The organism is Hyphomicrobiaceae bacterium (assembly GCA_041397645.1).
GTDB lineage: Bacteria > Pseudomonadota > Alphaproteobacteria > Rhizobiales > Hyphomicrobiaceae > Hyphomicrobium_B.
Window position 1 is genome coordinate 934,062 of sequence record JAWKWE010000004.1, and the last position, 25,821, is coordinate 959,882.

Here is a 25,821-nt window from a genome sequence, read left to right on the forward strand (position 1 = left end):
CGGCAGTTTGGGTTACCTCGATTGAGAGCGAGCACAGATTACTTGCGGCCAACGCTGATTTGCCCGTTGTTCTCAATGACGGCGAACCGCACATCCATGATGTTCGCACACCCAGCGGACCGAAGCGCCGCATCGAGTTCGTGCTGGGTCAGTTTCTCCTTCTCCATCACGTCGCGATAGAGGTGGCCGTCGTGGATGAGCACCTGCGGCCTGCCTTCGATGAACTCCTCAATGCGTTTGCTCTTGTAGGTCGCGTACCCGATGAGCCAGTTCGCGCTCACGAGGGTCACGGCGCAGAGCAGACCGCCAACGACCGAGTTGTCGCCCCCTGTCATCGAATTCTGGACCGCATTGCTCAACACCAGCAGCAAGACGAGATCGAACGGCGCCAGCTGACCGACCTGACGCTTCCCGCTGATGCGCAATAGAAATAGGAGGAAGACATAGACGATCGCAGCGCGCGCGATGAATTCCCACCACGGAATTGACATGTCCAACATGGGTCCCTCCGACTGACTGTGCCCTACCCTAGACCTTGAGCCTGCGGAGACTACTACCACCGACCGCCGACGAGGAGCGCCTCACATCTGCTCGCGCGATGCAATCAGGTTGTCCCTTACGGCTTCGATCTCGCGCTTAAGTCGGACAAGAGCCTCGGCAGTCAGTCCGGTCGCCTTCAGCATACACTTCGGAATGTCGCGCGCGGCTTGAGCAAGTTTCTTGCCGGCGGCCGTCAACTGCACGCGCACCTGCCGCTCGTCCGCCTTGTGACGCGAACGGGAAATCAAGCCCTGAGCCTCCAATCGCTTGAGGAGCGGGGTCAGGGTGCTTGATTCAAGCAGCAGCTTCTGGCCGATGCCGTTGACCGTGAGATCGTCCTGCGCCCACAGAACCGTCAGCACCAAATATTGCGGGTAAGTGATGCCCAGATCATCGAGCATCGGCTTGTACGCACGGCTAAAAGCGTGCTCGGCGGAATAGATCGCAAAGCAAAGCTGATCCTCCAGCTTGGGTGGGATCATGGCGCAGCCTCCTTATCGCAATCCAAGTCGCCGCAATATAAATCGCGCGCGATCTTATCGCAAGCTATTGACACCCGTGCGGGGTTGGCCTAATTAAATCGCGCACGACTTAATCGCTAAGTATTTATTCTCGACAATCACAAGGAGTTCCCCCATGTCCGTCAATGTTCTGTACCAGACCTCAGCCCGTGCTGCCGGAGGCCGCGACGGCCACGCCGCGACCCTGGACGGGGTCGTCGATGTGAACCTTTCGACCCCGAAGGAACTGGGCGGAGCCGGTGGGTCCGGCGTAAATCCCGAGCAGCTATTTGCCGTGGGCTACGCAGCCTGCTTCATCGGAGCGTTGAAGTTCGTCGCTCCGCAGGTTGGTGTGCAGGTCCCGGCCGATACGAGCGTCACCTCCACCGTCGGCATTGGCCCGCGGTCGGAAGGCGGTTTCGGTCTGGAAATCGCGCTTGCCGTATCGCTGCCGGGGGTGGATCGCGCAAAGGCGGAAGCGCTGGTTGCCAAGGCGCACGAAGTTTGCCCGTACTCGAATGCCACCCGCAACAATATCGACGTGAAGCTCAGCGTGGTCTGAGATTACCGGGTCGTTGCCGGTCGATCCGAACACACCAGCATTCGAATGGCCGTCTGCGGTGAGCAGGCGGCCATCACGCTCCAATCAAGAACTGTGATTATGTTTCAGTTAAGCCAAGATTTCGCGCCGGCTATCGCGCAATCGTGAGCACCGCCGCTCAAATCGTGACGCAACCGGTTGATGTCAATCAATCAACCTTCCTCCTTCCTGCCCATACTCGCCGCCATCAAGCGACCGCCATCCATTAAGGACGGCCGCATAAGATGTGGTTGGAGGAAAAGCACCCATGAACGAGCACGTTCGCACAATCGTCACGACAGACGCACCTTGGTCGAAAGAAGAATTCGAAGCCCAGATCCGAGCCATTGGTCCTGTGCGCTATCACGACCTTCATCCCTTCCATAAAATGCTTCATGGCGGAAAGCTGAACAAAGGCCAGGTCGCGGCCTGGGCGCTCAACCGGTATTGCTACCAGGAGGCCGTTCCGCGTAAGGACGCCGCCTTCATGAGCCGCACGCACGATCGCGAGCTGCGCCGTGAATGGATCCATCGCATCCATGACCACGACGGTCTGCCCCCTGAAGAGCTGGGCGGCCTTGAGCGCTGGCTTGTACTGACCGACGCGCTCGGCCTCGACCGCGACTATGTGCAGAGCATGGAAGGAGCGCTACCGGCCACCCGTTACGCCTGCGAAGCCTACGTGCGCTTTGTTGTCGAACAGCCGCTGGTCGTCGCAGCGGCCTCCTCGTTGACGGAGCTATTCGCACCTTCCATTCACCGCGAGCGCATTTCCGGGATGCTCGCCAACTATGACTTCGTGAACGACAATGTGATGGCTTATTTCAAGCGCCGCCTCACGCAAGCGCCGCGCGATTCCAACTTTACGTTGGAGTTCATCAAGGAACATGCACGTACCCGCGAGATGCAGGAAGCGTGCGTGGCCGCGGTAAAGTTCAAGACCGATATGCTTTGGGCCCAGCTTGATGCGCTGTATCTCGCCTACGTGGTCGGCATGATCCCGCCGGGCGCTTACAACCCGGACGAGAAGGCAGCATAAATCATGGAAGAAATTGCAACGGGCAGCGTCGTCACAACGACAGCGGACGCGGATCCTTCAGCCGAGGCGCCAACGTGCGCCCGGGCGCCTATCGGTCTGCTTGCCGAGTTGACCCATCGCTGCCCGCTGCAATGTCCATACTGCTCAAATCCAATCGAACTCACACGCGTCAAAGACGAACTCACGACCGCGCAATGGCAAGACGTCATGCGTCAGGCCGGTGAGATCGGCGTGCTGCAGCTTCACCTGTCCGGTGGCGAGCCCTGCGTGCGCCAGGATCTGGAGAAGATCCTTGAGACCGCTGTCGATGCCGGACTTTATACAAACCTCATCACGTCCGGCGTGACACTGACGCGCGAACGGCTGGAGGGGTTGGCCAAGCTCGGACTCGATCACGTTCAACTTTCCATCCAGGACGTCGATCCCGTCAACGCGGACAAGATTTCCGCCTACAAGGGCGGCTCCGCCAAGAAGCACGAAGTTGCGACTTGGGTCCGTGAGATCGGCCTGCCTCTGACGCTCAATGCCGTCGTCCATCGACACAACATCGAAAGCCTTCCAGCCATCATCGACTATGCCGTCGAGATCGGCGCGGGACGGTTGGAAGTCGCACATACCCAGTATTACGCCTGGGCCCTCAAGAACCGCGCGGCGCTGATCCCGACGCGCGAGCAGTTCCTGAAGACAGTCAAATACGTCGACGAAGCTCGTGAGCGTTTAAAGGGCATCCTCGTGTTCGACTTCGTCGTGCACGATCACTACGCCGTGCGTCCGAAGCCTTGCATGGGCGGATGGGGCAAGAGCCTCGTCACCATCACCCCATCGGGCAAGGTGCTGCCGTGCCATGCGGCCGAAACGATCGCTTGGCTGAAGCACGACAACATCAAGGATCGCCGCTTGAGCGACATCTGGCTCAATGGAACCGCCTTCAACGCATATCGCGGTACCGACTGGATGAAGGAGCCCTGCCGCTCCTGCGATCGCCGTGAGATCGATTGGGGTGGCTGCCGTTGTCAGGCCCTGGCAATGACCGGGGACGCTGCCAATACTGATCCGACTTGCGAAAAGTCAGTTTATCACGCTGCCTTCAAGGCCGTTGCCGAACGGGAAGCGAACGCGCCATCTCCGGATTTTGTCTATCGCCGGATGGGAGCAGCAGCCGCAGCAGAGTAAGGCCCCCGACGCGACACACGGTTCTAGAACCGTGTTGTAAGTTCGGTCAGCCATTCGGGTGAGGCGGCGACCGCAGCCGCCTCGATCCTTTTGTCGAGACCCGACAGCACCAGAAAGCCGATCAGAACAAGCAGCACACCCAGGCCAGCCTTTCCGGTCTTACCCGCTCCCAGCAGACGGTTGCGCCACTTCAGCATTGCTTCGCGAGAAAGCAATCCCAATCCGAGCAACGGAAGCGCTGCACCGGCTCCGAACAGCGCCATGACTGTCGCCACCTGCACGAGGTCCTTGCCTTGCGCCGCCAGCACGGATGCGGCACCCAATGTCGGTCCCACGCACGGGCTCCATACCGCTCCCAGCAGCAGACCCAAGGCAAACTGCCCTTTTAGTCCGCTTGTGCTGATACCGCCAAACCTGTCTTCCGCCCATCCGCTGACAGGAGAGGCTGCCGCCGCGAACCGTTCTGACAGAGCAGGCAACGCCAGTGTCAGCCCGAGAACCAAAAGCACAACGCCGCCAAACGCTCGCAGTGCCGACTGATCAACGCCGATCGCATGTCCAGCAAGCGCAAAAAACAAGCCAATGACGACAAACGAAACCGCCAATCCGGAGGCCAATGCCGCTGGTCCGAAGCGGCTTTCGCTGACCGCCGCGGCAAGAATGACGGGCAACAACGGAAGCACGCACGGAGAGAGCGTGGAAAAGACACCGGCGAGAAACGCCAGCACGAGCGAGGATGTCATAACTGTTCTCTTGGCTTGGCGCGCACGACGCGCGATTGCGCTACTTCAACGTCGATTGCACGAGCGCATCTATCGCCTTGGCGCTGGTCGCGCCGACCAACCGTCCCGTCTCGGTTGTTCCCTTGAACGCGATGAGCGTGCTCTGCGTCGTCGCGCTGAAACCCTTCCAGACATCCTTTTGAGTATCGAAATCGACATTAAAGATTTTGACCTTGGCGAAATCGGCCTTGTCCGAAAGGCTGTCGATGGCATTGTGCTGGGCGGTGCACGTCGGGCACCAGGGCGCGGTGACGTGCACGAGGATGGGAGCCCCTGCCGATTGGGCAGCCTTGAACGCACTGGCCTCGTATTTTGCTGTCTCGAACGCTTGGGCGACGGAAGCGGCCGCGACAAACGCGCCCACCGCCACCAATGTCTTAATCCAGTTTCCCTTTCCCATGCTTGACCTCCCTGTCGTTCTTTGGCCTTGATCAGGCTTGTTCGAGCCTAGGTTCGCGCCGCTCACACAGCGCGTTACATAGGCTGCTACGTTTCTTGAGCTGCGAGCACGCGGCAAAGCCGGCCGAGGATGCACTGAATTTGGCACCTGCTCTCAATGCCCCCACCACGGATCTGATTGCCCGCCTCACCGGGATTGTCGGCGAAGCCAACGCTTTGCGCGATCCAGAAGATCAGGCTGCCTATCTTAAGGAATGGCGTGATCTCTATACCGGTAAGACTCCCCTTGTGCTGCGGCCCGGCTCCACGCAGGAGGTGTCGCAGATCCTTGCGCTCGCCAACGAAGCGAGGGTCGCCATCGTGCCTCAAGCCGGCAACACCGGCCTGGTGGGTGGACAAGTGCCGACCACTACGGGCGACGAGATCGTTCTAAGCCTGTCTCGCATGAACAAGATGCGAAATATCGATGCCGAAGGTGGAACGCTCGTTGTCGACTCCGGCGTGACGCTTGCCGAGACCCAGCGCATCGCGGCGGATGCCGGTTGGCTTTTCCCGTTGAGCCTGGCGTCCGAAGGGAGCTGCCAAATTGGTGGCGTGCTGGCAACGAACGCGGGCGGTGTCGCGGTGCTGAGCTACGGCAATGCACGTGCACTCGCACTTGGGCTTGAGGTGGTGCTCGCCAACGGCGACGTGTGGGATGGGCTGCGCACGCTGAAGAAAGACAACACGGGATATGATTTGCGCGATCTTTTTATCGGATCGGAAGGTACACTCGGCATCATTACGGCAGCCGCTTTGAAGCTGTCGCCCGCGGCCGCGGAAAAGGCAACGGCACTGGTTGCTGTCGCCTCGCCAAAAGATGCTCTGGCGCTGCTGCGGCTTGCTCAAGCACAAGCACAATCGAGCCTCACCGCCTTCGAGTTCTGGTCGCGGCTCGCCATGCAGTTCGCGCTCGATTTTCTTCCCGGCATGCGCGATCCATTCACCGACATTCACCCTTGGTACGCGCTGATTGAGATTTCCAGTGGTGAAACAGGCGGACGGGCAGCCGCGCAGATGGAGGACCTGCTGGTGAGGGGCAGCGAGGAGGGGCTCGTACTCGACGCCGTGATCGCCGCCTCAATTCAGCACGCGCGCGATCTGTGGCGTTTGCGCGAAAGCCTTTCGGAAGCGCAAAAGCCGGCCGGTGGCAGCATCAAGCACGACATTTCGGTGCCGGTCGCGCGCATCCCGGAATTCTTGGATCGCGCCGGCCCGGTCGTTGAAAGCATTTGCCCAGGCGCGCGTCCGGTGCCGTTCGGACACTTCGGCGATGGCAACATCCACTACAACGTCACCCAGCCGGCCGGCATGGCGCGCGATGCCTATATCGGTATGTGGCATGACATGTCCCACGCCGTGCACGCTCTGGTCGCCAGCATGGGCGGCTCGATTTCGGCGGAGCACGGCATCGGACGGCTGAAGCGCGACGAACTTCCGCTGCACAAAAGCAGTGTGGAGATGGGCCTGATGCGCACGATCAAGGCTGCGTTAGACCCCCATGGCATCCTCAATCCCGGCCGGGTCGTATAACGAGAGCAGCCCAACCAACCGAAACTTAAGTGTATGGTTCGGAAGGAGGATTGACCGACAGCCGTTCTTGGCTCAACCAAGGACGATAATGCTATTGCACTGCACCATTCCGGCGGCGGTTTTCCATGACAAAGATTCGCAATCCCTCCCTCCCCAAAGATCGCATGAAGATTTTGCTGCTGGAGGGAATCTCTGAAACCGCAGTCGCGGCCTTCACCGCCGCAGGGTATTCGAACGTGGTTCGGCTGCCTAAGGCGCTGGACGGCGACGAGCTGGTCGCAGCGCTCCAGGACGTGCGCATCCTGGGCATTCGTTCGCGTACTCAGCTGCGGGCAGATATCGTTGAGCGCACAGATCGGCTGATTGCCGTTGGCTGCTTCTCCGTCGGGACCAATCAGGTTGACCTGGTCGCCACCAACGCGAAGGCAGTCCCGGTCTTCAACGCTCCGTTTTCCAATACGCGCTCGGTCGCTGAACTCACCATCGCAGAGATCGTGATGCTGTTCCGCCGGATATTCCCGCGGTCAGTGGGTGCACATGCCGGTGCCTGGGACAAAAGCGCGAATGGCGCCCACGAGGTTCGCGGCAAAACGCTCGGTATTGTCGGTCTTGGCAACATCGGCAGCCAGTTAGCAGTCCTCGCCGAAGCCATGGGTATGCGGGTGATCTACTACGATTTGTCCGACAAGTTGCGCCATGGAAACGTGGAACCGGCAGAATCTTTGAACTCGTTGCTTACCCGCTCAGATGTTGTCTCCCTTCATGTTCCCGAGACGTCCGAAACGCAGGACATGATCCGCGCCGAACAGATCGCGTTGATGAAACCCGGCGCATTCTTGATCAACAACGCACGCGGTACCGTGGTCGATCTCGCCGCCTTGGCTGATGCGCTGCGCACAAACCACCTTGGCGGCGCAGCTATCGACGTGTTCCCTAAAGAGCCGACGTCGAACAACGAAAAGTTCGAAACGCCGCTACAGAACCTGCCGAATGTCATTTTGACGCCCCACATCGGCGGTTCGACCGAGGAAGCGCAGGAGAACATCGGCGCCGAAGTTGCACGCAAGCTGGTCGATTATTGCGACGTCGGCTCGACACAGGGCGCTGTGAATTTTCCGCAAGTGCAACTGCCCACGCGCCCCAATGGCACCCGTTTCATCCAGATGCACCACAACATCCCTGGCGAAATGCGGCGCTTGAACGATGTATTCGCGCGTCACAACGTCAACATCGCGACCCAGTTCCTGCAGACCGATCCCAAGATCGGCTATGTGGTAATCGACGCTGACGGGATGGTGCCGGGGGCCGACGCGGTGCTTGAAGAAATCCGTGATCTGCCAGGCACGATCCGCGCTCGCATCTTGAACCCGGCACCCTAACGCTGAAGCTGAAGCCGATAGCGGCTGGGCTCCCGATCAACCGATCAAATAGTCGGCCACGGCCGTCAACGATGGACCGTCGATGAAATGATCGGCCCCGGCGATGACCGCCGGGCGTCGTGCGACCCCGCCAAAGCCAATAACAGTCGCGCCGCCCTCCCGCGCGGCGACATCGGTCGCGCCATCCCCGACGAGAACGACGCTGCCGTGCTCGGCAACCAGCCTCGCCGCGATCCGCGCCTTGCCATCCGAGCGCGTCAACGGAGACGATGCATCAAAGCCCGCGTATTGACCCTCTGGGTCGTGATAGACCGCGACCGCATGAACATGGTCCTCGGGAACGCCGAGCTTGCTTGCCAGATGGACGACCGGTGCACGCAATCCGCCACTGATGACGTAGATCACGGCTCCCGCAGCTTTCAGCCGCGCGATTGCTTGTGCGGCGCCTTGCACGATGGTCTGCGCGTACCGCTCGCCCAGCCAGATGATGTCCTCCAGGCTTGGACGCAGGATCTCCATGCGCCGCCCGTAAACCTCGTCGATGGCCATGCGGCCGTCCATCGCAGCCTCGGTCAGCGGCACGATCTCGTCTGCACGACCCGAGCGCACGGCCAGTTCATCGATACCTTCCAGCGTTGAAAGCGTGCTATCGCAATCGAAGGCGATGGCGGCGGGTGATTCGCGTCGGACACTCACTGGCAAGATTCCTCATCGTGAAGCGCTGACTTAGGAAGCTGCGGCGGCCTCTGTCAATTCGCCTTTGCGACCAACGAACCCGATACGTTCGCAGCGTGTTAAGGATGCGTTAACGGTTTGGTCGCGATGGTTTGGCGGCACCTCTCGCTGCTCGACCGAGGGCGGGGTAAAGTCACGGTAAGACATGGCGCAGACGCTCGACGAGATCCTCGACTCCGATGCTGAGCTTGCACTCGGCGGCGACCTCAAGGCTGCCGTGCAATCCTGGCTTGCGCATCTGGAACACGAGCGTGGCGCGTCCGACAACACACGTGCATCCTACGAGCGTGACGTCCGCCAGTTCCTGGCGTTCCTGAAAGGCCATTTGCAGCACACGCCTTGCCTCGGCGATCTCGGCCGCCTTGACGCCAAGACCGTGCGCGCATTTCTCGCCGCCCGGCGTAAGAAGGGTGCCGTGTCCCGATCTCTGTCACGCACGCTTTCCGCGTTGCGTATGTTCTTCCGCTGGCTTGAGGCGGAAGATACTTTGAAGAACCGCACGCTCGCCCAGATTGCGCTGCCTAAGGTGCCTCATGGCGTCCCCAAGCCGCTGAACGCGCAGGCCGCCGCCAAAGTTGTCGGAGCAGGCGAAGCCGAACCCGTGAGCGATTGGATCGCGGCCCGCGATCAGGCCGTCATGATGCTGCTTTACGGGTGTGGCCTGCGGATCAGCGAGGCCCTTGGCCTCAGTGCCCGTCAGGCTCCTATCGAGGGTCGCGACGTCATGACGATCAAGGGCAAGGGCGGACGTGAACGGATGGTTCCGGCGCTCCCCATCGTCAGCCAGGCCATCGCGCGCTACATCGCGCATTGCCCATTCCCGATCAACGCCGACGGACCACTCTTCCTCGGCGCGCGCGGCGGTCCGCTTTCGCCGCGCCTCATCCAGCTTGCCATGGCACGGATGCGGCTTGAACTCGGCCTGCCCGACACTGCCACGCCTCACGCCTTGCGCCATTCGTTTGCCACTCACCTCCTGTCGGCAGGTGCGGATTTACGGCAGATTCAAGAGCTTCTTGGACACGCCTCCCTTTCCACGACACAAATTTATACGGAAGTGGACCGCGAGCGCCTGCTGGCGGTCTATGACAGCGCTCACCCGCGTGCAGGCGTCACCTGAAATCCACTGACTTTACCCGCCACGATTTGCCAAGTGCCGGGAGCAACCCATATTCGACACAGCCCCGTAAGCTGCGCGGTCGTGGCACCTAACATTGAGGATCGGCAGAACCATGCGCATGTTTCGTCATCTCCTGATGCTTTTGCTGTTGATCGTCGCCGGATCAGCAAGCGCCTATGCCGAGGCCGGTGTTTGCAAGGGCGTCGACATGTTGTCGGAACTTGCCACGTCCGATCCGGCTGCACTTGAAGACTTACGCAAGCAAGCGTCCGCTTTGGAAAACACGCAAGCCCAGTTCTGGAAGATCGAGAAGGCAGGCGCGCCGCCTTCGTATCTGTTTGGAACGATGCACTTGAGCGATACGCGCATCACGACGCTTAGCCCCGCCGTGTCGGATGCGCTCACACATGCCAAGGTGCTCGCACTGGAGGTCGGCGATCTGTCCCCCGGCGCTCTAATGGCGGCGATGACGACGTCGAAGGCGGATCTCATCTATACCGACGGCACCAGTCTTGCGCAGAAGCTGTCCAAAGACGAATTCGAAAAAGTCAAAACCGTGGTGGCATCCTCGGGAATGCCTGTGCAGTTCGCCGACTTGTTTAAACCGTGGCTTGTTGGTTCGCTGCTTGCGGTATCTGAATGCGAGCGCCGCCAGGTTGCCTCGGGCGTCAAGGTTCTCGATATGCAGCTTGCCGACAAGGCGAAAGCTGCGAGCATTCCCGTCACCGGCTTGGAAAGCATCGAGCAGCAGCTCACTGCCATGTCGAGCGTGCCGGAGAACGAGCAGATTCAGATGCTGCGCGTCAGCCTCAAGTTTGCCGACCGCAGCGACGACATGATGGAGACCGTGCTCCAGCTTTACCTGAAGCGGGACATGGGCGCGGCAATGCCGTTCCAATACGTGCTTGCCGAGAAGATGGGCATTCCAAGGAGCGCGTTTGTAAACTTCGAGAAGTCGCTGCTGGTTGACCGCAACGCGCGGATGGAAACAGCAGCTGCCCCGTTGATCGACAAGGGGGGTGCGTTCATCGCCGTCGGCGCGCTGCATCTATCAGGCAAGACCGGCCTCGTCGCATTGCTGCGCGAGGCCGGCTATACCGTGACGCCAATCGAATAGCCAAACGCCGGAACAAGCGCGGCTACAGATCACATATGGATTTGCCGTTTGGCGACAGCGAGAGCGGCTTCCTTGACCGTTTCGGTCAACGTCGGATGCGCGTGGCACGTACGCGCCAGGTCCTCCGCCGAACCGGAGAACTCCATGATGAGGGCCGCCTCCGCAATCATCTCACTGACGTTGGGGCCGATCATATGCACACCTAGTATGCGGTCGGTCTTCGCATCGGCCAGCACCTTCACGAAGCCATCGGTCGTCCGGTTGACCTTGGCGCGGCCGTTGGCGGTGAATGGGAACTTGCCGACATTGTAGGCGATACCGGCTGCCTTGAGTTCTTCCTCCGTCTTGCCGACCGATGCGACCTCGGGGAACGTGTAGACGACGCCGGGGATGACATCCGGATTCACATGACCGGCCTGACCGGCAATGTTCTCCGCCACCGCGATACCTTCGTCTTCAGCTTTGTGCGCGAGCATCGGCCCGGCGATAACGTCTCCAATGGCGTAAACCCCGGCGACATTGGTCTGGAATTGACCATCGACCAGGATTCGCTTCTTGGCATCGACGGCAATGCCAGCCTCTGCCAATCCAAGTCCGTCCGTGAAAGGCACGCGGCCGATGGCAACGAGCACCACGTCCGCATCAATCGAATCTGCGTCTCCACCCGCAGCAGGCGCGACGCTGACCTTGAGCTTGCCGTCATCGCCCTTCGTTACTCCGGTCACCTTGCTGGAAAGGCGGAACTTTATGCCCTGCTTTTCCAAAATACGCTGGAACGAACGTGCGGTGTCACCGTCCATGCCGGGCAGGATGCGATCGAGAAATTCAATGACGAGCACTTCCGATCCCAGCCGCCGCCACACCGAACCAAGCTCCAGCCCGATCACGCCGGCCCCGATAACGATCATCTTGCCTGGCACTTGAGACAGCTCCAGCGCGCCCGTCGAGGTTATGACCTGCTTCTCATCGACCTCGATGCCGGGCAGTTGCGCGGGCTCCGACCCTGTGGCGATGACAATCGACTTCGCCTCCAGCGTCTGCTGAATTCCATTCATAAAGGTGATTTCGACTTTGCCAGCGCCGAGAACTTTGCCGGTGCCGTGATAGCTGTCGATTTTGTTCTTCTTCAAAAGATAGGCGACGCCATCCACGTTGCCTTTCACACCTTCCGACTTGAAAGCCAGCATCTTCGCAAGATCGAGCTCGGCTGTCGCTTTGATGCCCATGGCCGCGAAGGCGTGCTTGGCCTCGTCATAGGCGTGGGATGCGTGCAGCAGCGCCTTTGAGGGAATGCAACCGACGTTGAGGCAGGTGCCACCATGCGTGGGGCGCTTTTCGACGACGGCGACCTTCATCCCGAGTTGGGCGGCGCGAATGGCGCAAACATAGCCGCCGGGCCCCGTGCCGATAACGATCAGATCGTAAGGTCCAGCCATTTCATCGTGTCCTTTTTCTTGTCGTTGGTTGTCAGCTCTGCGCCGGTTGGGTAGCCCGCGCGCCAAACGACCAGACATGGCCATACGGATCGCGGATGCGCCCGTAGCGGTCGCCCCAATAGACGTCCTCGGGCTTCATTGTGACGGCGGCCCCAGCAGCCTCGGCGCGCGAAACAACCGCGTTCACCTCATTGGGGTCCTCGAAATCGACATGCAATGTGCAAGTCGGTGGAACGCTTGCAGAAGGGGCCTGCGTGTCGGGCATCAGCTCGGGAAATACATCCGACAGGAAAACATGGCCACCGAACATCGCCAGAATCGCGAACATGACCCTGTGTTGATCTTCCGCCATGTGCAACGCCACCACTTCGGCACCGAACACCTGCTTGTACCATGCAATGGCCTGATCGCCGTGCATGACGGTGAGGTGCACGTAAAGCCCGAAAGACGTCGCCATATTCCCGATTCCAAAGCGCTTATAGCTCAAGCAGGAAGCGCTGCGGATCCTCCAGACATTCCTTGACGCGAACCAGGAAGGTCACGGCCTCCTTACCATCGACGATGCGGTGATCGTAGGACAGCGCCAGATACATCATCGGCTTGATTACGATCTGGCCGTTGCGAACGACGGGGCGTTCTTCGATGCGGTGCATCCCAAGAATGCCGGACTGCGGTGCATTGAGAATCGGCGTCGACATCATCGAGCCGTACACACCGCCGTTGGAGATCGTGAAGGTACCGCCCTGCATATCCTCGATGCCGAGCTTGCCGTCTCGTGCACGCTTGCCGAATTCGGCGATGGCCTGCTCGATATCGGCCAGCGTCATGCGGTCGGCATCGCGCACCACTGGGACCACAAGCCCCTTCTCGGTGCCCACCGCCACGCCGATGTGGTAGTAGTTCTTGTAGACGATCTCGTCGCCGTCGATCTCAGCATTGACCGAGGGAATGTCTCTAAGCGCCTGAATGCACGCTTTCACGAACAGTCCCATGAAGCCCAGCTTCACGCCGTGGCGTTTCTCGAACTTGTCCTTGTACTGGTTGCGCAGGGCCATAACCGCGCTCATATCGACGTCGTTGAACGTCGTCAGCATCGCGGCGGTGTTCTGAGCATCCTTCAAGCGGCGCGCAATCGTCTGGCGCAGGCGGGTCATCCGCACACGCTCCTCGCGCGCAGCATCGTTTGCGGCGGACGGCAAGCGCAGATCCTTGAGGAATGCGGGTGAAGGGACAAGCATGGCGGGTGAAGCTGCTGGCACGGCAGCAGCGACGGGTGGGGCTGACGCGGGCTTCGGAGCGGCGGCTTGCGCAGCAGTCGCGACATCGCTCTTGAGAACCTGTCCGCGCTTGCCGGACCCTACGACGTCGTTTGCATCCAGCCCTGCTTCGGCGAGCGCCTTTCTCGCTGCCGGGCTTGGAGGCATGTCGGAGCCTGGCTGGGAGCCGTTGGTCGCGTGCGCCTGTGGAGCTGGCTGTGCGGCGGCAGCTGGCGCAGCCGCTGCTGCGGGCTTTGCTGCCGGTGCGCTCCCAGCTTCCTGCAGAGCCGCAAGAACCGCACCGACCGCAACCGTTCCGCCCTGTTCTACTAAGATCTCACCCATGACGCCATCGGAAGGCGCAGGAACCTCGACTGTGACTTTGTCGGTCTCCAGCTCAACCAACGGCTCGTCGGCCTTTACGGCGTCGCCTGTCTTCTTGAACCATTTTCCAACGGTCGCCTCCGTCACGCTTTCACCTAGCGTTGGAACGCGAATTTCCACTCCCATGGAGACGCCTCTTGCTGTTGTCTTTCAATAACTATGTTGCGGTTAACTCGACTGTCCCAGCGCATCGGCGACGAGCGCTGTTTGTTCCTTGATATGCTGCGATAACAAGCCGGTCGCCGTCGAAGCCGAGGCCTGGCGACCCGCGTAACGCGGGCGACGATGCACGTAGCCTAGATGGGTCAGCACCCATTCGATGTTGGCATCCATGAAGTGCCAAGCACCCATGTTCTTGGGCTCTTCCTGACACCACACGATCTCTGCAAACTTGAAGCGCCCCAGCTCCTGGATCAGCGTGCGCGCCGGGAACGGATAAAGTTGTTCCACGCGCATCAGGTACACGTCATCGAGACCGGCGGCATCGCGCGCGTCGAGCAGGTCGTAATAGACCTTGCCGGAGCAAAGCACGACACGCTTGATATCGTTGTCGGGACGTAGCTTGAGTTCCGAATTCCCCATTTGCGCATCGTCGGGAAGCACACGCTGGAAGTAAGTGTCGGCCTCAAACTCTTCCAGGCGCGAGATTACACGCTTGTGACGCAGAAGCGATTTCGGCGTCATCAGGATCAACGGCTTGCGGAACTTCCGGTGCAGCTGGCGCCGTAGGATATGGAAGTAGTTCGCCGGCGTTGTGCAATTGGCTACCTGCCAGTTGTCTTCGGCCGAAAGCTGCAGGAAGCGCTCCAAACGAGCGGAGGAATGCTCCGGCCCCTGTCCCTCGTAGCCATGCGGCAGCAAGCAAACGAGGCCCGACATACGCAGCCACTTGCGCTCGCCGGACGACAGGAACTGATCGAAAATCACCTGAGCGCCGTTGGCGAAATCGCCAAATTGCGCCTCCCAAAGCGTCAGCGCGTTGGGCTCTGCGAGCGAATAGCCATACTCGAAGCCGAGGATCGCCTCTTCAGACAGCATCGAGTTGACGACTTCGAACTCAGCCTGATTGGGCGCCATGTGCTTCAAAGGCGCGAAGCGGCGCTCGTTTTCCTGATCGATGACGACCGCGTGGCGCTGCGAGAACGTCCCGCGCTCTACGTCCTGACCTGACAGGCGGACACGGTGGCCCTCCATAAGAATAGTGCCGAACGCAAGATGCTCGGCCATGGCCCAGTCGATGCCCTTGCCGCTCTCCACCATCTCGCGGCGGCGCTCCAGCAGTCTGGCTATGGTCTTGTGGGCGTGGAACTCTTTGGGAAGCACCGTGAGCCGGCGGCCGATGTCCTTCAAGGTCTCGATTGCAACGCCGGTCTTATCATTGACGTTGTCTTCACCAGCGCGCACCAGACCAGACCAACGGCCATCGAGCCAGTCGGCCTTATTGGGCTTGTAGCCTTCCGACTCCTGGAACTCCCCATCGAGATTGGAACGCACCGAAGCGCGCATTTCCTCAACTTCACTGGCGGCCAGCACACCTTCGTTCACGAGGTACTGTCCGTACATCTCCGACACGACCTTGTGACCCTTGATGCGCTTGTACATCGCGGGCTGCGTGAACATCGGCTCGTCGGTCTCGTTGTGGCCGAACCGGCGATAGCAGAACATGTCGATGACGACCGGCTTCTGGAACCGCTGACGGAACTCGGTCGCGATCTTGGCGACGTGCACAACGGCTTCAGGGTTGTCGCCGTTGACGTGCCAAATCGGCGCTTCGATCATCAACGCAACATCTGAGCAGTACGGCGAGGACCTAGAATTGTGCGGGCTCGTCGTGAAGCCGATCTGATTGTTGATGATGAAATGAATTGATCCGCCGGTTCTGTGCCCACGCAGACCCGATAGGCCGAAGCACTCGGCCACTACGCCTTGGCCGGCGAACGCCGCATCACCATGAATGAGCAGCGGCAGAACGGGTGTGCGCTCGCCGGGCAGACAGCCGTGTTGATCCTGCTTGGCGCGCACCTTGCCGAGCACCACCGGATCGACGATCTCCAAGTGCGATGGGTTCGCAGTCAACGATAGATGGACATTGTTGCCGTCGAAGGTCCGATCAGAAGAGGCGCCAAGGTGATATTTGACGTCGCCGGAACCTTCCACGTCGTCAGGCTTGAACGAGCCGCCCTTGAACTCCTTGAAGATGGCGCGCAGGGGCTTCGACATGACGTTGGCGAGAACGTTCAACCGCCCGCGGTGGGCCATGCCGAGCACGATCTCCTTAACGCCCAAATGACCGCCACGCTTGATGATCTGTTCCAGCGCCGGAATCATCGCCTCGCCGCCATCGAGACCAAATCGCTTGGTGCCGGTGTATTTCAGGTCGCAAAACTTCTCGAAAGTTTCAGCTTCAATGAGCTTGTTGAGAATCGCCTTGCGGCCTTCGAGAGTGAAGTTGATGTCCTTTTCGGCGCCCTCGATGCGCTCCTGAATCCAGCCCTTCTGCGCGGGATCGGTGATATGCGTGAACTGCACACCGATATGACGGCAATAGGTACGCCGGAGAATGGCCAGGATCTGGCGCATGGTCGCCGTTTCCAGACCGAGCACATGATCGATGAAAATCGGACGATCGAGATCGGCTTCCGTGAAGCCGTAGGTCTCGGGCATCAGCTCGCGATGGATCTTGCGGTCGGCAAGCCCGAGTGGATCGAGATCGGCAGCCAAATGGCCCATAACGCGGTATGCGCGGATCAGCATCAATGCGCGGATGGAATCCTGCGTCGCCCGTAGCGAGGCCGCCGGAGACATATCGAACCCGGACGCATAAGCGCGCTGAGCGATACGCTCGCGGATGTGGCGCTCACCCTGGCTTGGATTGCCGGTCAAGGCCGCTACGAGGTCCGCCTCGGCTTCGTCGTCATTCGACAACAGATCAAGCGGAGCCGCCCAAGACGGTCCGCTGAAATCGTTTCCGTTCTGTGACGGGGTTTCTTTCAGGCTTTCGAAAAACCGGCGCCACTCGTCGCTGACGGCGCCAGGATTGCGCTCATATTCCGCCTGCATCTCTTCAACGTAAGGCGCGTTGGCGGCGTTCAGAAACGACGTGCGCAAGAACGCTTCATTGAGCGCTTGTCTAGACATAGTGTCCCGTAACCCTTTCTTGCTCCAGCACTTTCGTCCGGCAGATTTGAAACGGAGGGAGTCGGATCGGCAGGAGGCTGCCAGTCATGTCGTGCAGAGCAACTAACTCCGCAAGTCCCCCATCCGAACCCATCCTTGTGTTGCTGGATTTGTCACGATGGCGATGCCCGCGAAACCGTTGTTTAGATTTGTTAGCACCAAATATTGCATTGCAGCAAGCGCGACGATGGTTCGAACGCTCATCGAGTGAAACTAGTCCAAATCGGACGGCGTACTGCCTCCTCGTCATATGGGAAGATTGCCTGGAGCTTTCGCCGCTAATCGCTGGTGGCAAATGCTCCAGGGGTCGTCTTTGAACAAAGGACCAGGCCGGAATGCCCGGTCCTCGCCAAACTCCTCAGAATTCCGGGCCGGAAAAATCGCATTCTTGCGAACGCCCTTGGCCCTTTTAGCTCATTTTACCTTCAACACTCCGACAAGCGTCTTGCCGAGACGCGCGGGTGAGGGCGAAACCTTGATGCCGGCGGCTTCCATTGCCGCGATCTTGCTCTCCGCACCACCCTTGCCGCCGGAGATCACCGCGCCTGCGTGACCCATGGTGCGGCCCGGAGGTGCGGTTACGCCAGCAATGAAGCCGGCCATCGGCTTCTTACGGCCCTTCTTTGCCTGTTCGATGAGCCAAGCGCTGGCGTCTTCCTCTGCCGATCCGCCGATTTCGCCGATCATGATGATCGACTCGGTCTCGGGATCATCGAGGAACATGTCGAGCACGTCGATAAATTCTGTGCCCTTCACCGGGTCGCCGCCGATACCGACGGCCGTTGTCTGGCCGAGGCCCTCGCGGGTGGTCTGGAACACGGCCTCATAAGTCAGCGTGCCTGATCGCGAAAGAATACCCACCGAACCCTTCTTGAAGATGTTGCCCGGCATGATGCCGATCTTGCACTCGTTCGGGGTCAGCACACCGGGACAGTTGGGCCCGATCAGCCGCGAGTTGGACTTCTCCAGCCGCGCCTTGACCTTGACCATGTCCATCACCGGCACGCCCTCGGTGATGCAAACGATCAACGGGATCTCCGCATCAATCGCTTCGATGATGGCGTCGGCCGCACCTGGCGGAGGAACGTAAACGACAGAGGCGTTGGCGCCGGTAGCATCCTTGCCTTCTTTCACCGTCTTGAAGATCGGCAGCTTCTCGCCGCCCTTGCCGGTCCAGATTTCGCCGCCCTTCTTGGGGTTGATGCCGCCGACCATTTTTGTGCCGTGGTAGGCGAGCGCCTGCTCGGTGTGAAAGGTGCCGGTCTTGCCGGTCAGGCCCTGCACAAGGACCTTGGTGTCTTTGTTGATCAGGATGGACATAGGAAGTTCCAGTCTAGAATGACGTAATGTCGTTTTGGGTGGCGCGGTTGGAGGCTCACCGAGACAAGTCTCGGAGCCCGGCTATGCGCTCTTGACGGCGGCGACGATCTTCTGGGCGGCATCATCCAAATCGTCGGCTGGAATGACGTTCAGTCCGCTTTCGCTGATGATCTTCTTGCCAAGCTCGACGTTCGTGCCCTCAAGGCGCACGACCAGCGGTACCTTCAAGCCCACTTCTTTGACCGCTGCGATCACGCCTTCCGCGATGGTGTCGCAACGCATAATCCCGCCGAAGATGTTGACCAAAATGCCCTTAACGCTCGGGTCGGCGGTAATGATCTTGAATGCCGCCGTCACTTTCTCCTTGGACGCACCTCCGCCGACATCCAGGAAGTTTGCCGGTTCCGCGCCATAGAGCTTGATGATGTCCATCGTCGCCATGGCAAGACCGGCACCGTTCACCATACAGCCGATATTGCCGTCGAGCGCGACATAAGAGAGGTCGTACTTCGACGCCTCGATCTCCTTAGCGTCTTCCTCCGTGATGTCGCGCAGGGCAACGATGTCGTCGTGACGGTAGAGCGAGTTGTTGTCGAACGACACCTTGGCGTCGAGAACGCGCAGGCGACCGTCCTTCATGACGATGAGCGGATTGACCTCCAAAAGACTCATGTCCTTCTCCGTGAACGCCTTGTAGAGGATCGGCCACAGCTTGGCGCCGTCGGCCGCCGCCGCGCCATCGAGCTTCAAGGCAGCATTGAGTTTGGCAGTGTCTTCCTCCGTCACGCCCTTGGTCGGATCGATGACAACGGTGATGATTCTCTCCGGCGTGTCGTGCGCAACGGTTTCGATGTCCATGCCGCCTTCGGTCGAGACAACGAAAGCAGGGCGGCCGACGCTGCGGTCGATAAGCATGGAGAGGTAGAGTTCGCGCGCGATGTCGGCGCCGTCTTCTATATAAAGACGATTGACCTGCTTGCCCGCCGGTCCGGTCTGCTTGGTGACCAGCGTCTTGCCGATCATTTCCTTGGCGTGCTTGACCGCTTCATCAGCCGAGAAGGCAACCCGAACGCCACCCTTCGAATCGGGTCCGAGTTCCGTGAACTTGCCCTTGCCGCGGCCACCGGCGTGAATCTGGCTCTTCACCACCCAAACAGGACCCGGCAACTTCTTCACGGCGGCTTCGGCCTCAGCGGCCGAGGTGATCGGCACGCCGTCGGCGACAGGCGCCCCATAACTCTTCAAGACCTGCTTGGCCTGATATTCGTGGATGTTCATCTGTGTGATCCCTGCATTCTGCCGAGCGGCCTCGCGAGGCGCCGGTTTAGTCTATCGTTCTAGAGACACATCAGGCCGGCCTCTTTCTTGAGACCGGCCCGTTCGTTACGCCAGCGCGGGTTGGATTTTTTTGCAGGCCTCGATCAGGCCCTGAACCGAAGCCACCGACTTTGCGAACATGTCCTTCTCGCCGGCATCTAGTGAGATTTCGACGACCTTCTCCACGCCGCCGGCTCCGATGACGACAGGAACACCCACGTAGGTGTCCTTGAGGCCGAATTGACCGTTGCAGTAGGCCGCGCACGGCAGCATCCGCTTCTTGTCCTTGAGGTAGCTCTCGGCCATCGAGATGGCGGAAGCCGCAGGCGCATAGAATGCCGAGCCGGTTCCAAGCAAAGCGACGATCTCGCCGCCGCCGCCGCGCGTGCGCTTGATCATGGCGTCGAGAGCTTCCTGGGTGAACATGCCAAGCTTCACACAGTCTGGAAGCGGCAAGCCGCCGATGGTCGAGTAGCGCACCATCGGCACCATGTCGTCGCCGTGCCCGCCCAGCGTCATGGCGCGAACATCCTCAATCGAAACACCGGCCGCTTCGGCCAGGAAGCAAGAGAAGCGCGCTGAATCGAGCACGCCTGCCATGCCTACGACCTTGTTCGTGGGCAGCCCGGAGAACTTCTGCAGGGCCCAAACCATCGCATCGAGCGGGTTGGTGATGCAGATCACGAAGGCGTCGGGCGCGTGCTGCTTGATAGCGGCACCGACCTGTTCCATCACCTTGAGATTGATGCCGAGGAGATCGTCTCGGCTCATGCCGGGCTTGCGCGGCACGCCAGCGGTGACGATGCACACATCAGCACCCGAAATCGCCGCATAACCGTCTGTCCCGGCGCCGGAGAGCTTGGCGTCGTATCCCTCAACCGCCGCCGTCTGCGCCAAATCGAGTGCCTTGCCCTTGGCCACGCCTTCAACGATATCGGTCATCACGATGTCGCCGAGTTCCTTCAGTCCTGCCAGAAGGGCGAGCGTTCCGCCGATTTGACCAGAGCCGATCAGTGCGATCTTCTTGCGCGCCATGCGGATTATCCTCCGAGGAAAGTTTATTGAATTCGGGCCAGGTGGGGCCGCTCGAAAGCGGGATCATCGCAGATGCGTAATAGATTTCGCAGATGCGTCAAGCGCCAGAACGGCTCGCTGGAACCAAAGTTCAAGCGAAACAGACGTCGGGGAGCACTGATTCGCCTTTGGGCGGACGACCTTCGAGCCCGGCTCCCATGTGGGACGCGCCCTGAATAGGTATATCCATTTCCATATATATGGCGGGCATTTCTCGCGGGCATATTCGCGCCATTCGCGCGAACCACCTGCTGATGCTCACACGCGGCTTAGAGAATGACGCGATAGGTAACTTTCACTGCGCATCTCCATCAGCCGCGAAGCTGTACGTTCAAACAACTCAGCGCCCGGGCCATGAGCGTAGAGTTCATCAGGCTCGGCTTCCGCGGAAGCAACCAAGCAAACTCTATTATCGTAGAGCGTGTCGATGAGGTTGATGAACCGGCGCGCAACGTCACGCCGTGCGGGCGACAACTTGGGAATTCCGTCGATCATGACCGTATGAAAGGCGTGGGCCAGATGCAGGTAATCGAGACTCGACAGCGGCCTGTCGCACAGCTCATCGAACGCAAATCGAGCTACCCCCATGGAGGCCTGCGGCACCACCAGCTTCCGACCCTTGAACTCGATGGTGTGCGATTTGCCTGGATGGCGCCCCGTCAAGCGGTCCCACTGCCCGTCCATGGCGGCGCGAGCGTCAGCGTCGACAGGTGTGAAGTAGAGCGGCGTGCCGCTCAGCCTTTCAAGCCGGTAGTCTTTCTGTGCGTCGAGCGAAACGACATCCAAGCGCTGCGAGAGGAGATCTACGAAGGGCAGAAAAAGTTGACGATTTAGGCCGTTTTTATAGAGATCCTGTGGTTTGGCGTTCGATGTCGCAACCATCGTAACCCCTGCCGAAAACAACCCTTGAAACAGCCGGCCCAGGATCATCGCATCGGCGATATCGGTAACGTGGAGCTCATCGAAGCACAGCAACCGGGCCCCCTTCGCGACACCAGTAGCAACGTGCGGAATGGGGTCACCCGGCACGTTCTTGCGCGCCTCGCCGATCCTCTCGTGCACATCAGCCATGAACTCGTGAAAATGGGTCCGCAGTTTTTTGCCGACCACGACTTCCTCGAAGAACAGATCCATCAGCATGGTTTTGCCACGCCCGACCGCGCCATGAATGTAGAGCCCCTTGGGCGCGGCTGGCTCCTTGCGGCCCAACAGACCGGCAAGAAGGCCACCAGATCCCTTTGCTGCCTCAAGCTGCAAAGCGAGAGCGTCCAAACGCAATGCGATTGCGCGTTGCGCCGGATCGGGCTCGATCTCTGCGAGCTCCAATCGTTCTTCGTAGCGGCTGAAAATCTGTCCCGGCATTCCTGCTGCGTTCCCCGCCTCGCGCTGCGCAACGAATGACAAACCACATGACTTGCACAAGTGGGTAACTCATGCCCGGCCTCATGCAAGGCCCACAACGCAGGCCTCGGCACGCGGCCGAATGTCACCGTGGCCGATCGGCCATTCGTCGGAGGCCGCAAATGCTGGAAAGCACCTTCCAGACTACATGTTGGTGCACAGCACCTATGCTTTTGCTGCAATGCAACAGCGGCGATTTTTACATATTTGAGAAGCACATAGCGGTCAGGATGTCGGCTAGCGACCGGCGCCCGATCGATTGAGAGGGACTACGTCAATGTCACTACATGCATACCCCATCAATGGAAGCATTCGGAAATTGCTGCGCACCGAGGTGCAGCTATTTGCCGATCATTTGCTGCGGCTCGATAAAGAAAGCAGACGCCTTCGTTTCACCCACGCGGTATCCGACGAATATATTCGCTCGTATGCGAAGACGGCGGCTGATCCCGGCAGCATTGTTTACATCTACACGCTCGACGGAGTCGTGCGCGCTGCTGCCGAACTCAAGCGTATGGGCAATACCTGGTCGCACATGGCCGAGGCGGCGTTCTCGGTTGAATCCCAGGTCGCCAACATGGGTCTCGCAACAGAGTTGATGGGTCACATCATTCTGTCGGCTCGCAACCGCGGCGTGAAGCAGCTGGTTCTCAACTGCCTTGCAGAGAACCTGAAAATGCAAGCTATCGCACGTAAATACCAAGCGGAACTTCACATCGACCATGGCGACGTTATTGCCGAGATCGTGCCCAACCGCCTGGATTACATGTCGCTTGCAACTGAGATGTTCGAAGACCGTTTCATCTTGCTGCTGTCTGCACTCGACAGTCACTCGCGTCACCTGAAGCACGTTGCCTGAACAAGCAACACGGCGTAGCGCGGAGTGCGATTGTGCGAAACACGAACACCAACATGATGCGCGCGCGAACGACATGCGCATCATCTCTTCCTCAGCTCATCACCTGATTGCGAACGCGATCCATCACTCCGATGGCGCGCAAACGAATCGAAAAATAGCAATTTGGTGCTCGCAATTTTTCTAAATTGGTTCTTAAATGGATCGGGACGCAGAACTCTGCGTCGCGCGATTTGCCAATACGGACCCTAAAAAACAGAATTTTTGCGACTTTACGGCAACAGTTTTGGGTTTCGTCACGAAAATCTGCAGGCAGAATTCAATTTCTCTGTCAACAAATTGCGCGAACTTGCTCATGTTTTATTTGTTCGAGCTGATTCGAACTCTAGAGGGAGACAAATCCTATGGCTAAAGCAGTAGCAAAGAAGAGAAAGCCGGCCGCCAAGAAGGCAGTCGCAAAGAAAGCAGTCCGCAAGACGACGGTTCGCAAGGCCGCTCGCAAGTCGCCTGCTCGCAAGGTCGCAAAGCCGGCTGCAAAGAAGCCCGCTAAGAAGGCCGCGAAGAAGAAGAAGGCCGCCTAACTTCGCTTTTGCGCCTGTCCGGACCTGGGAAATTGGGCATCTTGGGTCGAGGGAGGCAAATATGCGGGGATTGGCATTTTTGATGCGTCTTCGACGCGTCAGCCGTATTCAAGAGAGGTCCGATGGCAGCGAAACGCGCCGTCGGCCTCTTCTTTTTTGGGCTCCTCACTGCGCGCAACCTTTGGTTGTTTTTGTTTGTATAACAGGGCCTTGGCCTATTTCGCTCATATGCAGCGAGGCGAAATATTAGCCGAATTGAAACGCGCTCAGAGAGCCTGAGGGCGCGCCATTTTGAAATTCGAATCGCGACAACGGATCAACCGGATTAGCGGCAGGGACGCGCTTCGACGGTCGCAGTCCAACCCTTTTCTGCCTTCGTATATTTCACCGAAACAGAAGCTGCCCGGCTAAATCGGGTCCAATTCGATCCATATTCGAAATCGACGAAATCGGCCCAGGCCCGCGCGGCTGCCGCACGTGCGGCCGCCTTCGTGGGACCATCACCCATGCCACTGTGAAAATGGTCTGCCATGCACAACTTGCCGCCTTCTTTTCGCAGCGTGTGTGAACTCGCCAAGCCCGTCTCGTCGGCGTTTGCAGCCGAGTTCGCACCCAGGCCCAGTGATGTTGCGGCACAAACCAGCGCCGCGTTCAAAGACATCTTGCGCATTGCTCGCAATCCTCCCCGATTGGCTTTCCAATTTGAAATTTCCAGACCGCACGCTAGCCGCGAAAGACATCGGCGTGAAGAGTTGACGCATGCGCCGGCATGCTTTGCGACCGGGGAAAGTCGAAAACGCCACTCCCAGGCTAGGAAGCGGCGTTCTCAACCGTCACTCAAATCTTCGATGCTCTTAGATGCGCCCCATGCGTACGTCGTCTTCAGGATTTGCACCGATCTTGTGAATAGCGAGATCCGCGCCCTGCCGCTCATCGTCTGGCGACAAGCGGAAACCGAGCGCTACGTCGACAAGCGTGTAGGCGAACAATCCGGCCGCAAGCCCGAACAGCGCTCCGCCGATCGAACCGACGAATTGCGAGGCGAACGTCACCCCACCCATGCCACCCAGCGCTTCCAACCCGAAGATTCCGCACGCTATTCCTCCCCATAGTCCGCACAATCCATGCAACGCCCAAACGCCGAGAACATCGTCGATCTGCCACTTGTTCGTTGAGATCTGAAACATCGAGACGAACAACGCACCCGCAACGCCGCCGGTTATCAGCGCGCCAATCGGATGCATCACGTCAGAGCCTGCGCACACCGCCACGAGGCCTGCCAACGCACCGTTGTGTACGAAGCCCGGGTCGTTGCGACCCGCGATGAGCGCCGCCAATATGCCTCCGCACATCGCCAACAGCGAATTCATCGCCACTAGGCCGGATACACCTGACAGACTTTGCGCGCTCATCACGTTGAAGCCAAACCACCCCACGCACAACAACCACGATCCCATTGCAAGCCAGGGGATCGACGACGGCGGCGGGCTGATGGGACGACCGCGATCATAGCGCCCGATGCGCGGGCCTAGCTTGAGGATCGCTCCGAGCGCAACCCAACCACCAAATGCGTGAACGACGATGGAGCCCGCGAAGTCTTTGAATGGCGCCCCGAGCAAGGCTGCGAACAAATTGTCTTGCAGGCCGAAATTCTTGTTCCAGATGACGCCTTCAATCAAGGGATAGCAAAGACCGACCAAAATTGCGGTGGCGGCACATTGCGGTGCAAAGCGTGCGCGCTCAGCGATGCCACCTGAGACGATCGCCGGCACCGCCGCGGCAAACGTGGCAAGGAAGAAGAACTTCACCAGGTCGAGACCATGCGTGGCGCTCAGCATGTGGGCATTGGCGAAAAACGAAACGCCATAAGAAATGAAATAGCCCATGAAGAAATAGGTCGTGGTCGAAATGGCGAAATCGACCAGGATTTTGACCAGCGCATTGACCTGGTTTTTGTGGCGCACCGTCCCAACTTCGAGGAACGCGAAACCGCCATGCATGGCGAAAACCAGAATTGCGCCCATCAAGAGAAAAAAGACGTCCGTGCTCTGTTGGAGCTGCTCCATTGTCCCCTCACCCATCT

The 25,821-nt window shown here is 59.4% G+C and carries 24 protein-coding genes; 9 read left to right on the forward strand and 15 right to left on the reverse strand.

Annotated elements, in window-relative coordinates; genetic code table 11:
* Positions 1 to 38 precede the first annotated feature (38 nt).
* Together R3D51_04290 and R3D51_04295 are read right to left on the reverse strand one after the other, a co-directional pair.
* Positions 39 to 500: a DUF421 domain-containing protein gene (locus R3D51_04290; protein MEZ5898695.1), complete on the reverse strand. Its 462-nt coding sequence runs from the start codon at positions 498 to 500 to the stop codon at positions 39 to 41.
* An 81-nt stretch (positions 501 to 581) separates the two neighbouring features.
* Positions 582 to 1,022: a MarR family transcriptional regulator gene (locus tag R3D51_04295; GenBank protein MEZ5898696.1), complete on the reverse strand. Its 441-nt coding sequence runs from the start codon at positions 1,020 to 1,022 to the stop codon at positions 582 to 584.
* 154 nt (positions 1,023 to 1,176) lie between these two features.
* Between R3D51_04295 and R3D51_04300 the strand changes: the two genes are divergently transcribed.
* From R3D51_04300 to pqqE, 3 genes are all read left to right on the forward strand, one after another.
* The gene (locus tag R3D51_04300; GenBank protein MEZ5898697.1) at positions 1,177 to 1,602 is read left to right on the forward strand and encodes an organic hydroperoxide resistance protein; all 426 of its coding nucleotides are present in this window, start codon (positions 1,177 to 1,179) and stop codon (positions 1,600 to 1,602) included.
* A 286-nt stretch (positions 1,603 to 1,888) separates the two neighbouring features.
* The gene (gene pqqC / locus R3D51_04305; protein ID MEZ5898698.1) at positions 1,889 to 2,659 is read left to right on the forward strand and encodes a pyrroloquinoline-quinone synthase PqqC; all 771 of its coding nucleotides are present in this window, start codon (positions 1,889 to 1,891) and stop codon (positions 2,657 to 2,659) included.
* A 3-nt stretch (positions 2,660 to 2,662) separates the two neighbouring features.
* Complete coding sequence (gene pqqE / locus R3D51_04310; protein MEZ5898699.1) at positions 2,663 to 3,832, forward strand: pyrroloquinoline quinone biosynthesis protein PqqE; 1,170 nt, start codon at positions 2,663 to 2,665, stop codon at positions 3,830 to 3,832.
* 23 nt (positions 3,833 to 3,855) lie between these two features.
* Here pqqE and R3D51_04315 read toward each other — a convergent pair whose 3' ends face one another.
* Both R3D51_04315 and R3D51_04320 read right to left on the reverse strand, forming a co-directional pair.
* A complete protein-coding gene (locus tag R3D51_04315) occupies positions 3,856 to 4,575 on the reverse strand; it encodes a cytochrome c biogenesis protein CcdA (GenBank protein ID MEZ5898700.1) in 720 nt (239 codons plus the stop codon).
* Between the two features lie 40 nt (positions 4,576 to 4,615).
* Entirely contained in the window at positions 4,616 to 5,014 is a 399-nt protein-coding gene (locus tag R3D51_04320) for a thioredoxin family protein (GenBank protein MEZ5898701.1), read from the reverse strand.
* Positions 5,015 to 5,154: 140 nt separating this feature from the next.
* Between R3D51_04320 and R3D51_04325 the strand changes: the two genes are divergently transcribed.
* Positions 5,155 to 6,585: an FAD-binding oxidoreductase gene (locus R3D51_04325; protein ID MEZ5898702.1), complete on the forward strand. Its 1,431-nt coding sequence runs from the start codon at positions 5,155 to 5,157 to the stop codon at positions 6,583 to 6,585.
* A gap of 125 nt (positions 6,586 to 6,710) precedes the next feature.
* Positions 6,711 to 7,964 carry a phosphoglycerate dehydrogenase gene (gene serA, locus R3D51_04330; GenBank protein ID MEZ5898703.1) on the forward strand — a complete coding sequence of 418 codons (1,254 nt, stop codon included), beginning with the start codon at positions 6,711 to 6,713 and terminating at the stop codon, positions 7,962 to 7,964.
* 36 nt (positions 7,965 to 8,000) lie between these two features.
* Here the strand turns inward: serA and R3D51_04335 are convergent, their stop codons facing one another.
* Positions 8,001 to 8,660, reverse strand: a complete 660-nt coding sequence (locus R3D51_04335; GenBank protein MEZ5898704.1) for an HAD-IB family phosphatase — start codon at positions 8,658 to 8,660, stop codon at positions 8,001 to 8,003.
* Between the two features lie 184 nt (positions 8,661 to 8,844).
* Here R3D51_04335 and R3D51_04340 point away from each other — a divergent pair, with 184 nt between their 5' ends.
* Together R3D51_04340 and R3D51_04345 are read left to right on the forward strand one after the other, a co-directional pair.
* Positions 8,845 to 9,819 carry a tyrosine recombinase XerC gene (locus R3D51_04340; protein MEZ5898705.1) on the forward strand — a complete coding sequence of 325 codons (975 nt, stop codon included), beginning with the start codon at positions 8,845 to 8,847 and terminating at the stop codon, positions 9,817 to 9,819.
* A 112-nt stretch (positions 9,820 to 9,931) separates the two neighbouring features.
* Positions 9,932 to 10,936 carry a TraB/GumN family protein gene (locus R3D51_04345; protein MEZ5898706.1) on the forward strand — a complete coding sequence of 335 codons (1,005 nt, stop codon included), beginning with the start codon at positions 9,932 to 9,934 and terminating at the stop codon, positions 10,934 to 10,936.
* A gap of 29 nt (positions 10,937 to 10,965) precedes the next feature.
* Here R3D51_04345 and lpdA read toward each other — a convergent pair whose 3' ends face one another.
* From lpdA to zapE, 8 genes are all read right to left on the reverse strand, one after another.
* Positions 10,966 to 12,372: a dihydrolipoyl dehydrogenase gene (gene lpdA / locus R3D51_04350; GenBank protein ID MEZ5898707.1), complete on the reverse strand. Its 1,407-nt coding sequence runs from the start codon at positions 12,370 to 12,372 to the stop codon at positions 10,966 to 10,968.
* Positions 12,373 to 12,403: 31 nt separating this feature from the next.
* Positions 12,404 to 12,829: a VOC family protein gene (locus tag R3D51_04355; GenBank protein ID MEZ5898708.1), complete on the reverse strand. Its 426-nt coding sequence runs from the start codon at positions 12,827 to 12,829 to the stop codon at positions 12,404 to 12,406.
* A 19-nt stretch (positions 12,830 to 12,848) separates the two neighbouring features.
* Complete coding sequence (gene odhB / locus R3D51_04360; GenBank protein ID MEZ5898709.1) at positions 12,849 to 14,138, reverse strand: 2-oxoglutarate dehydrogenase complex dihydrolipoyllysine-residue succinyltransferase; 1,290 nt, start codon at positions 14,136 to 14,138, stop codon at positions 12,849 to 12,851.
* Between the two features lie 42 nt (positions 14,139 to 14,180).
* Positions 14,181 to 17,150 carry a 2-oxoglutarate dehydrogenase E1 component gene (locus R3D51_04365; protein ID MEZ5898710.1) on the reverse strand — a complete coding sequence of 990 codons (2,970 nt, stop codon included), beginning with the start codon at positions 17,148 to 17,150 and terminating at the stop codon, positions 14,181 to 14,183.
* Positions 17,151 to 17,603: 453 nt separating this feature from the next.
* The gene (gene sucD, locus R3D51_04370; GenBank protein MEZ5898711.1) at positions 17,604 to 18,509 is read right to left on the reverse strand and encodes a succinate--CoA ligase subunit alpha; all 906 of its coding nucleotides are present in this window, start codon (positions 18,507 to 18,509) and stop codon (positions 17,604 to 17,606) included.
* 81 nt (positions 18,510 to 18,590) lie between these two features.
* Complete coding sequence (gene sucC / locus R3D51_04375; protein MEZ5898712.1) at positions 18,591 to 19,787, reverse strand: ADP-forming succinate--CoA ligase subunit beta; 1,197 nt, start codon at positions 19,785 to 19,787, stop codon at positions 18,591 to 18,593.
* A gap of 105 nt (positions 19,788 to 19,892) precedes the next feature.
* The gene (gene mdh / locus R3D51_04380; GenBank protein MEZ5898713.1) at positions 19,893 to 20,861 is read right to left on the reverse strand and encodes a malate dehydrogenase; all 969 of its coding nucleotides are present in this window, start codon (positions 20,859 to 20,861) and stop codon (positions 19,893 to 19,895) included.
* A 297-nt stretch (positions 20,862 to 21,158) separates the two neighbouring features.
* A complete protein-coding gene (gene zapE, locus R3D51_04385) occupies positions 21,159 to 22,262 on the reverse strand; it encodes a cell division protein ZapE (protein MEZ5898714.1) in 1,104 nt (367 codons plus the stop codon).
* A gap of 316 nt (positions 22,263 to 22,578) precedes the next feature.
* Between zapE and R3D51_04390 the strand changes: the two genes are divergently transcribed.
* Together R3D51_04390 and R3D51_04395 are read left to right on the forward strand one after the other, a co-directional pair.
* On the forward strand, positions 22,579 to 23,160 hold the full coding sequence (locus tag R3D51_04390; GenBank protein ID MEZ5898715.1) for a GNAT family N-acetyltransferase: 582 nt from the start codon (positions 22,579 to 22,581) through the stop codon (positions 23,158 to 23,160).
* Positions 23,161 to 23,561: 401 nt separating this feature from the next.
* Complete coding sequence (locus R3D51_04395; protein MEZ5898716.1) at positions 23,562 to 23,738, forward strand: hypothetical protein; 177 nt, start codon at positions 23,562 to 23,564, stop codon at positions 23,736 to 23,738.
* Between the two features lie 325 nt (positions 23,739 to 24,063).
* Here R3D51_04395 and R3D51_04400 read toward each other — a convergent pair whose 3' ends face one another.
* Both R3D51_04400 and R3D51_04405 read right to left on the reverse strand, forming a co-directional pair.
* Complete coding sequence (locus R3D51_04400; GenBank protein ID MEZ5898717.1) at positions 24,064 to 24,408, reverse strand: hypothetical protein; 345 nt, start codon at positions 24,406 to 24,408, stop codon at positions 24,064 to 24,066.
* A gap of 184 nt (positions 24,409 to 24,592) precedes the next feature.
* Entirely contained in the window at positions 24,593 to 25,804 is a 1,212-nt protein-coding gene (locus tag R3D51_04405) for an ammonium transporter (protein ID MEZ5898718.1), read from the reverse strand.
* Between the last annotated feature and the right edge of the window lie 17 nt (positions 25,805 to 25,821).

Bases quoted from the DNA above. Each gene is read 5' to 3' on its own strand.
- sucD (MEZ5898711.1), bottom strand. From the start codon at position 18,509: ATGTCCATCCTGATCAACAAAGACACCAAGGTCCTTGTGCAGGGCCTG.
- R3D51_04345 (MEZ5898706.1), top strand. From the start codon at position 9,932: ATGCGCATGTTTCGTCATCTCCTGATGCTTTTGCTGTTGATCGTCGCC.
- zapE (MEZ5898714.1), bottom strand. From the start codon at position 22,262: ATGCCGGGACAGATTTTCAGCCGCTACGAAGAACGATTGGAGCTCGCA.
- R3D51_04295 (MEZ5898696.1), bottom strand. From the start codon at position 1,022: ATGATCCCACCCAAGCTGGAGGATCAGCTTTGCTTTGCGATCTATTCC.
- R3D51_04315 (MEZ5898700.1), bottom strand. From the start codon at position 4,575: ATGACATCCTCGCTCGTGCTGGCGTTTCTCGCCGGTGTCTTTTCCACG.
- R3D51_04300 (MEZ5898697.1), top strand. From the start codon at position 1,177: ATGTCCGTCAATGTTCTGTACCAGACCTCAGCCCGTGCTGCCGGAGGC.
- R3D51_04355 (MEZ5898708.1), bottom strand. From the start codon at position 12,829: ATGGCGACGTCTTTCGGGCTTTACGTGCACCTCACCGTCATGCACGGC.
- R3D51_04290 (MEZ5898695.1), bottom strand. From the start codon at position 500: ATGTTGGACATGTCAATTCCGTGGTGGGAATTCATCGCGCGCGCTGCG.
- R3D51_04405 (MEZ5898718.1), bottom strand. From the start codon at position 25,804: ATGGAGCAGCTCCAACAGAGCACGGACGTCTTTTTTCTCTTGATGGGC.
- pqqC (MEZ5898698.1), top strand. From the start codon at position 1,889: ATGAACGAGCACGTTCGCACAATCGTCACGACAGACGCACCTTGGTCG.
- R3D51_04340 (MEZ5898705.1), top strand. From the start codon at position 8,845: ATGGCGCAGACGCTCGACGAGATCCTCGACTCCGATGCTGAGCTTGCA.
- R3D51_04400 (MEZ5898717.1), bottom strand. From the start codon at position 24,408: ATGCGCAAGATGTCTTTGAACGCGGCGCTGGTTTGTGCCGCAACATCA.
- mdh (MEZ5898713.1), bottom strand. From the start codon at position 20,861: ATGGCGCGCAAGAAGATCGCACTGATCGGCTCTGGTCAAATCGGCGGA.
- pqqE (MEZ5898699.1), top strand. From the start codon at position 2,663: ATGGAAGAAATTGCAACGGGCAGCGTCGTCACAACGACAGCGGACGCG.
- R3D51_04395 (MEZ5898716.1), top strand. From the start codon at position 23,562: ATGGCTAAAGCAGTAGCAAAGAAGAGAAAGCCGGCCGCCAAGAAGGCA.
- lpdA (MEZ5898707.1), bottom strand. From the start codon at position 12,372: ATGGCTGGACCTTACGATCTGATCGTTATCGGCACGGGGCCCGGCGGC.
- R3D51_04390 (MEZ5898715.1), top strand. From the start codon at position 22,579: ATGTCACTACATGCATACCCCATCAATGGAAGCATTCGGAAATTGCTG.
- sucC (MEZ5898712.1), bottom strand. From the start codon at position 19,787: ATGAACATCCACGAATATCAGGCCAAGCAGGTCTTGAAGAGTTATGGG.
- odhB (MEZ5898709.1), bottom strand. From the start codon at position 14,138: ATGGGAGTGGAAATTCGCGTTCCAACGCTAGGTGAAAGCGTGACGGAG.
- serA (MEZ5898703.1), top strand. From the start codon at position 6,711: ATGACAAAGATTCGCAATCCCTCCCTCCCCAAAGATCGCATGAAGATT.
- R3D51_04365 (MEZ5898710.1), bottom strand. From the start codon at position 17,150: ATGTCTAGACAAGCGCTCAATGAAGCGTTCTTGCGCACGTCGTTTCTG.
- R3D51_04320 (MEZ5898701.1), bottom strand. From the start codon at position 5,014: ATGGGAAAGGGAAACTGGATTAAGACATTGGTGGCGGTGGGCGCGTTT.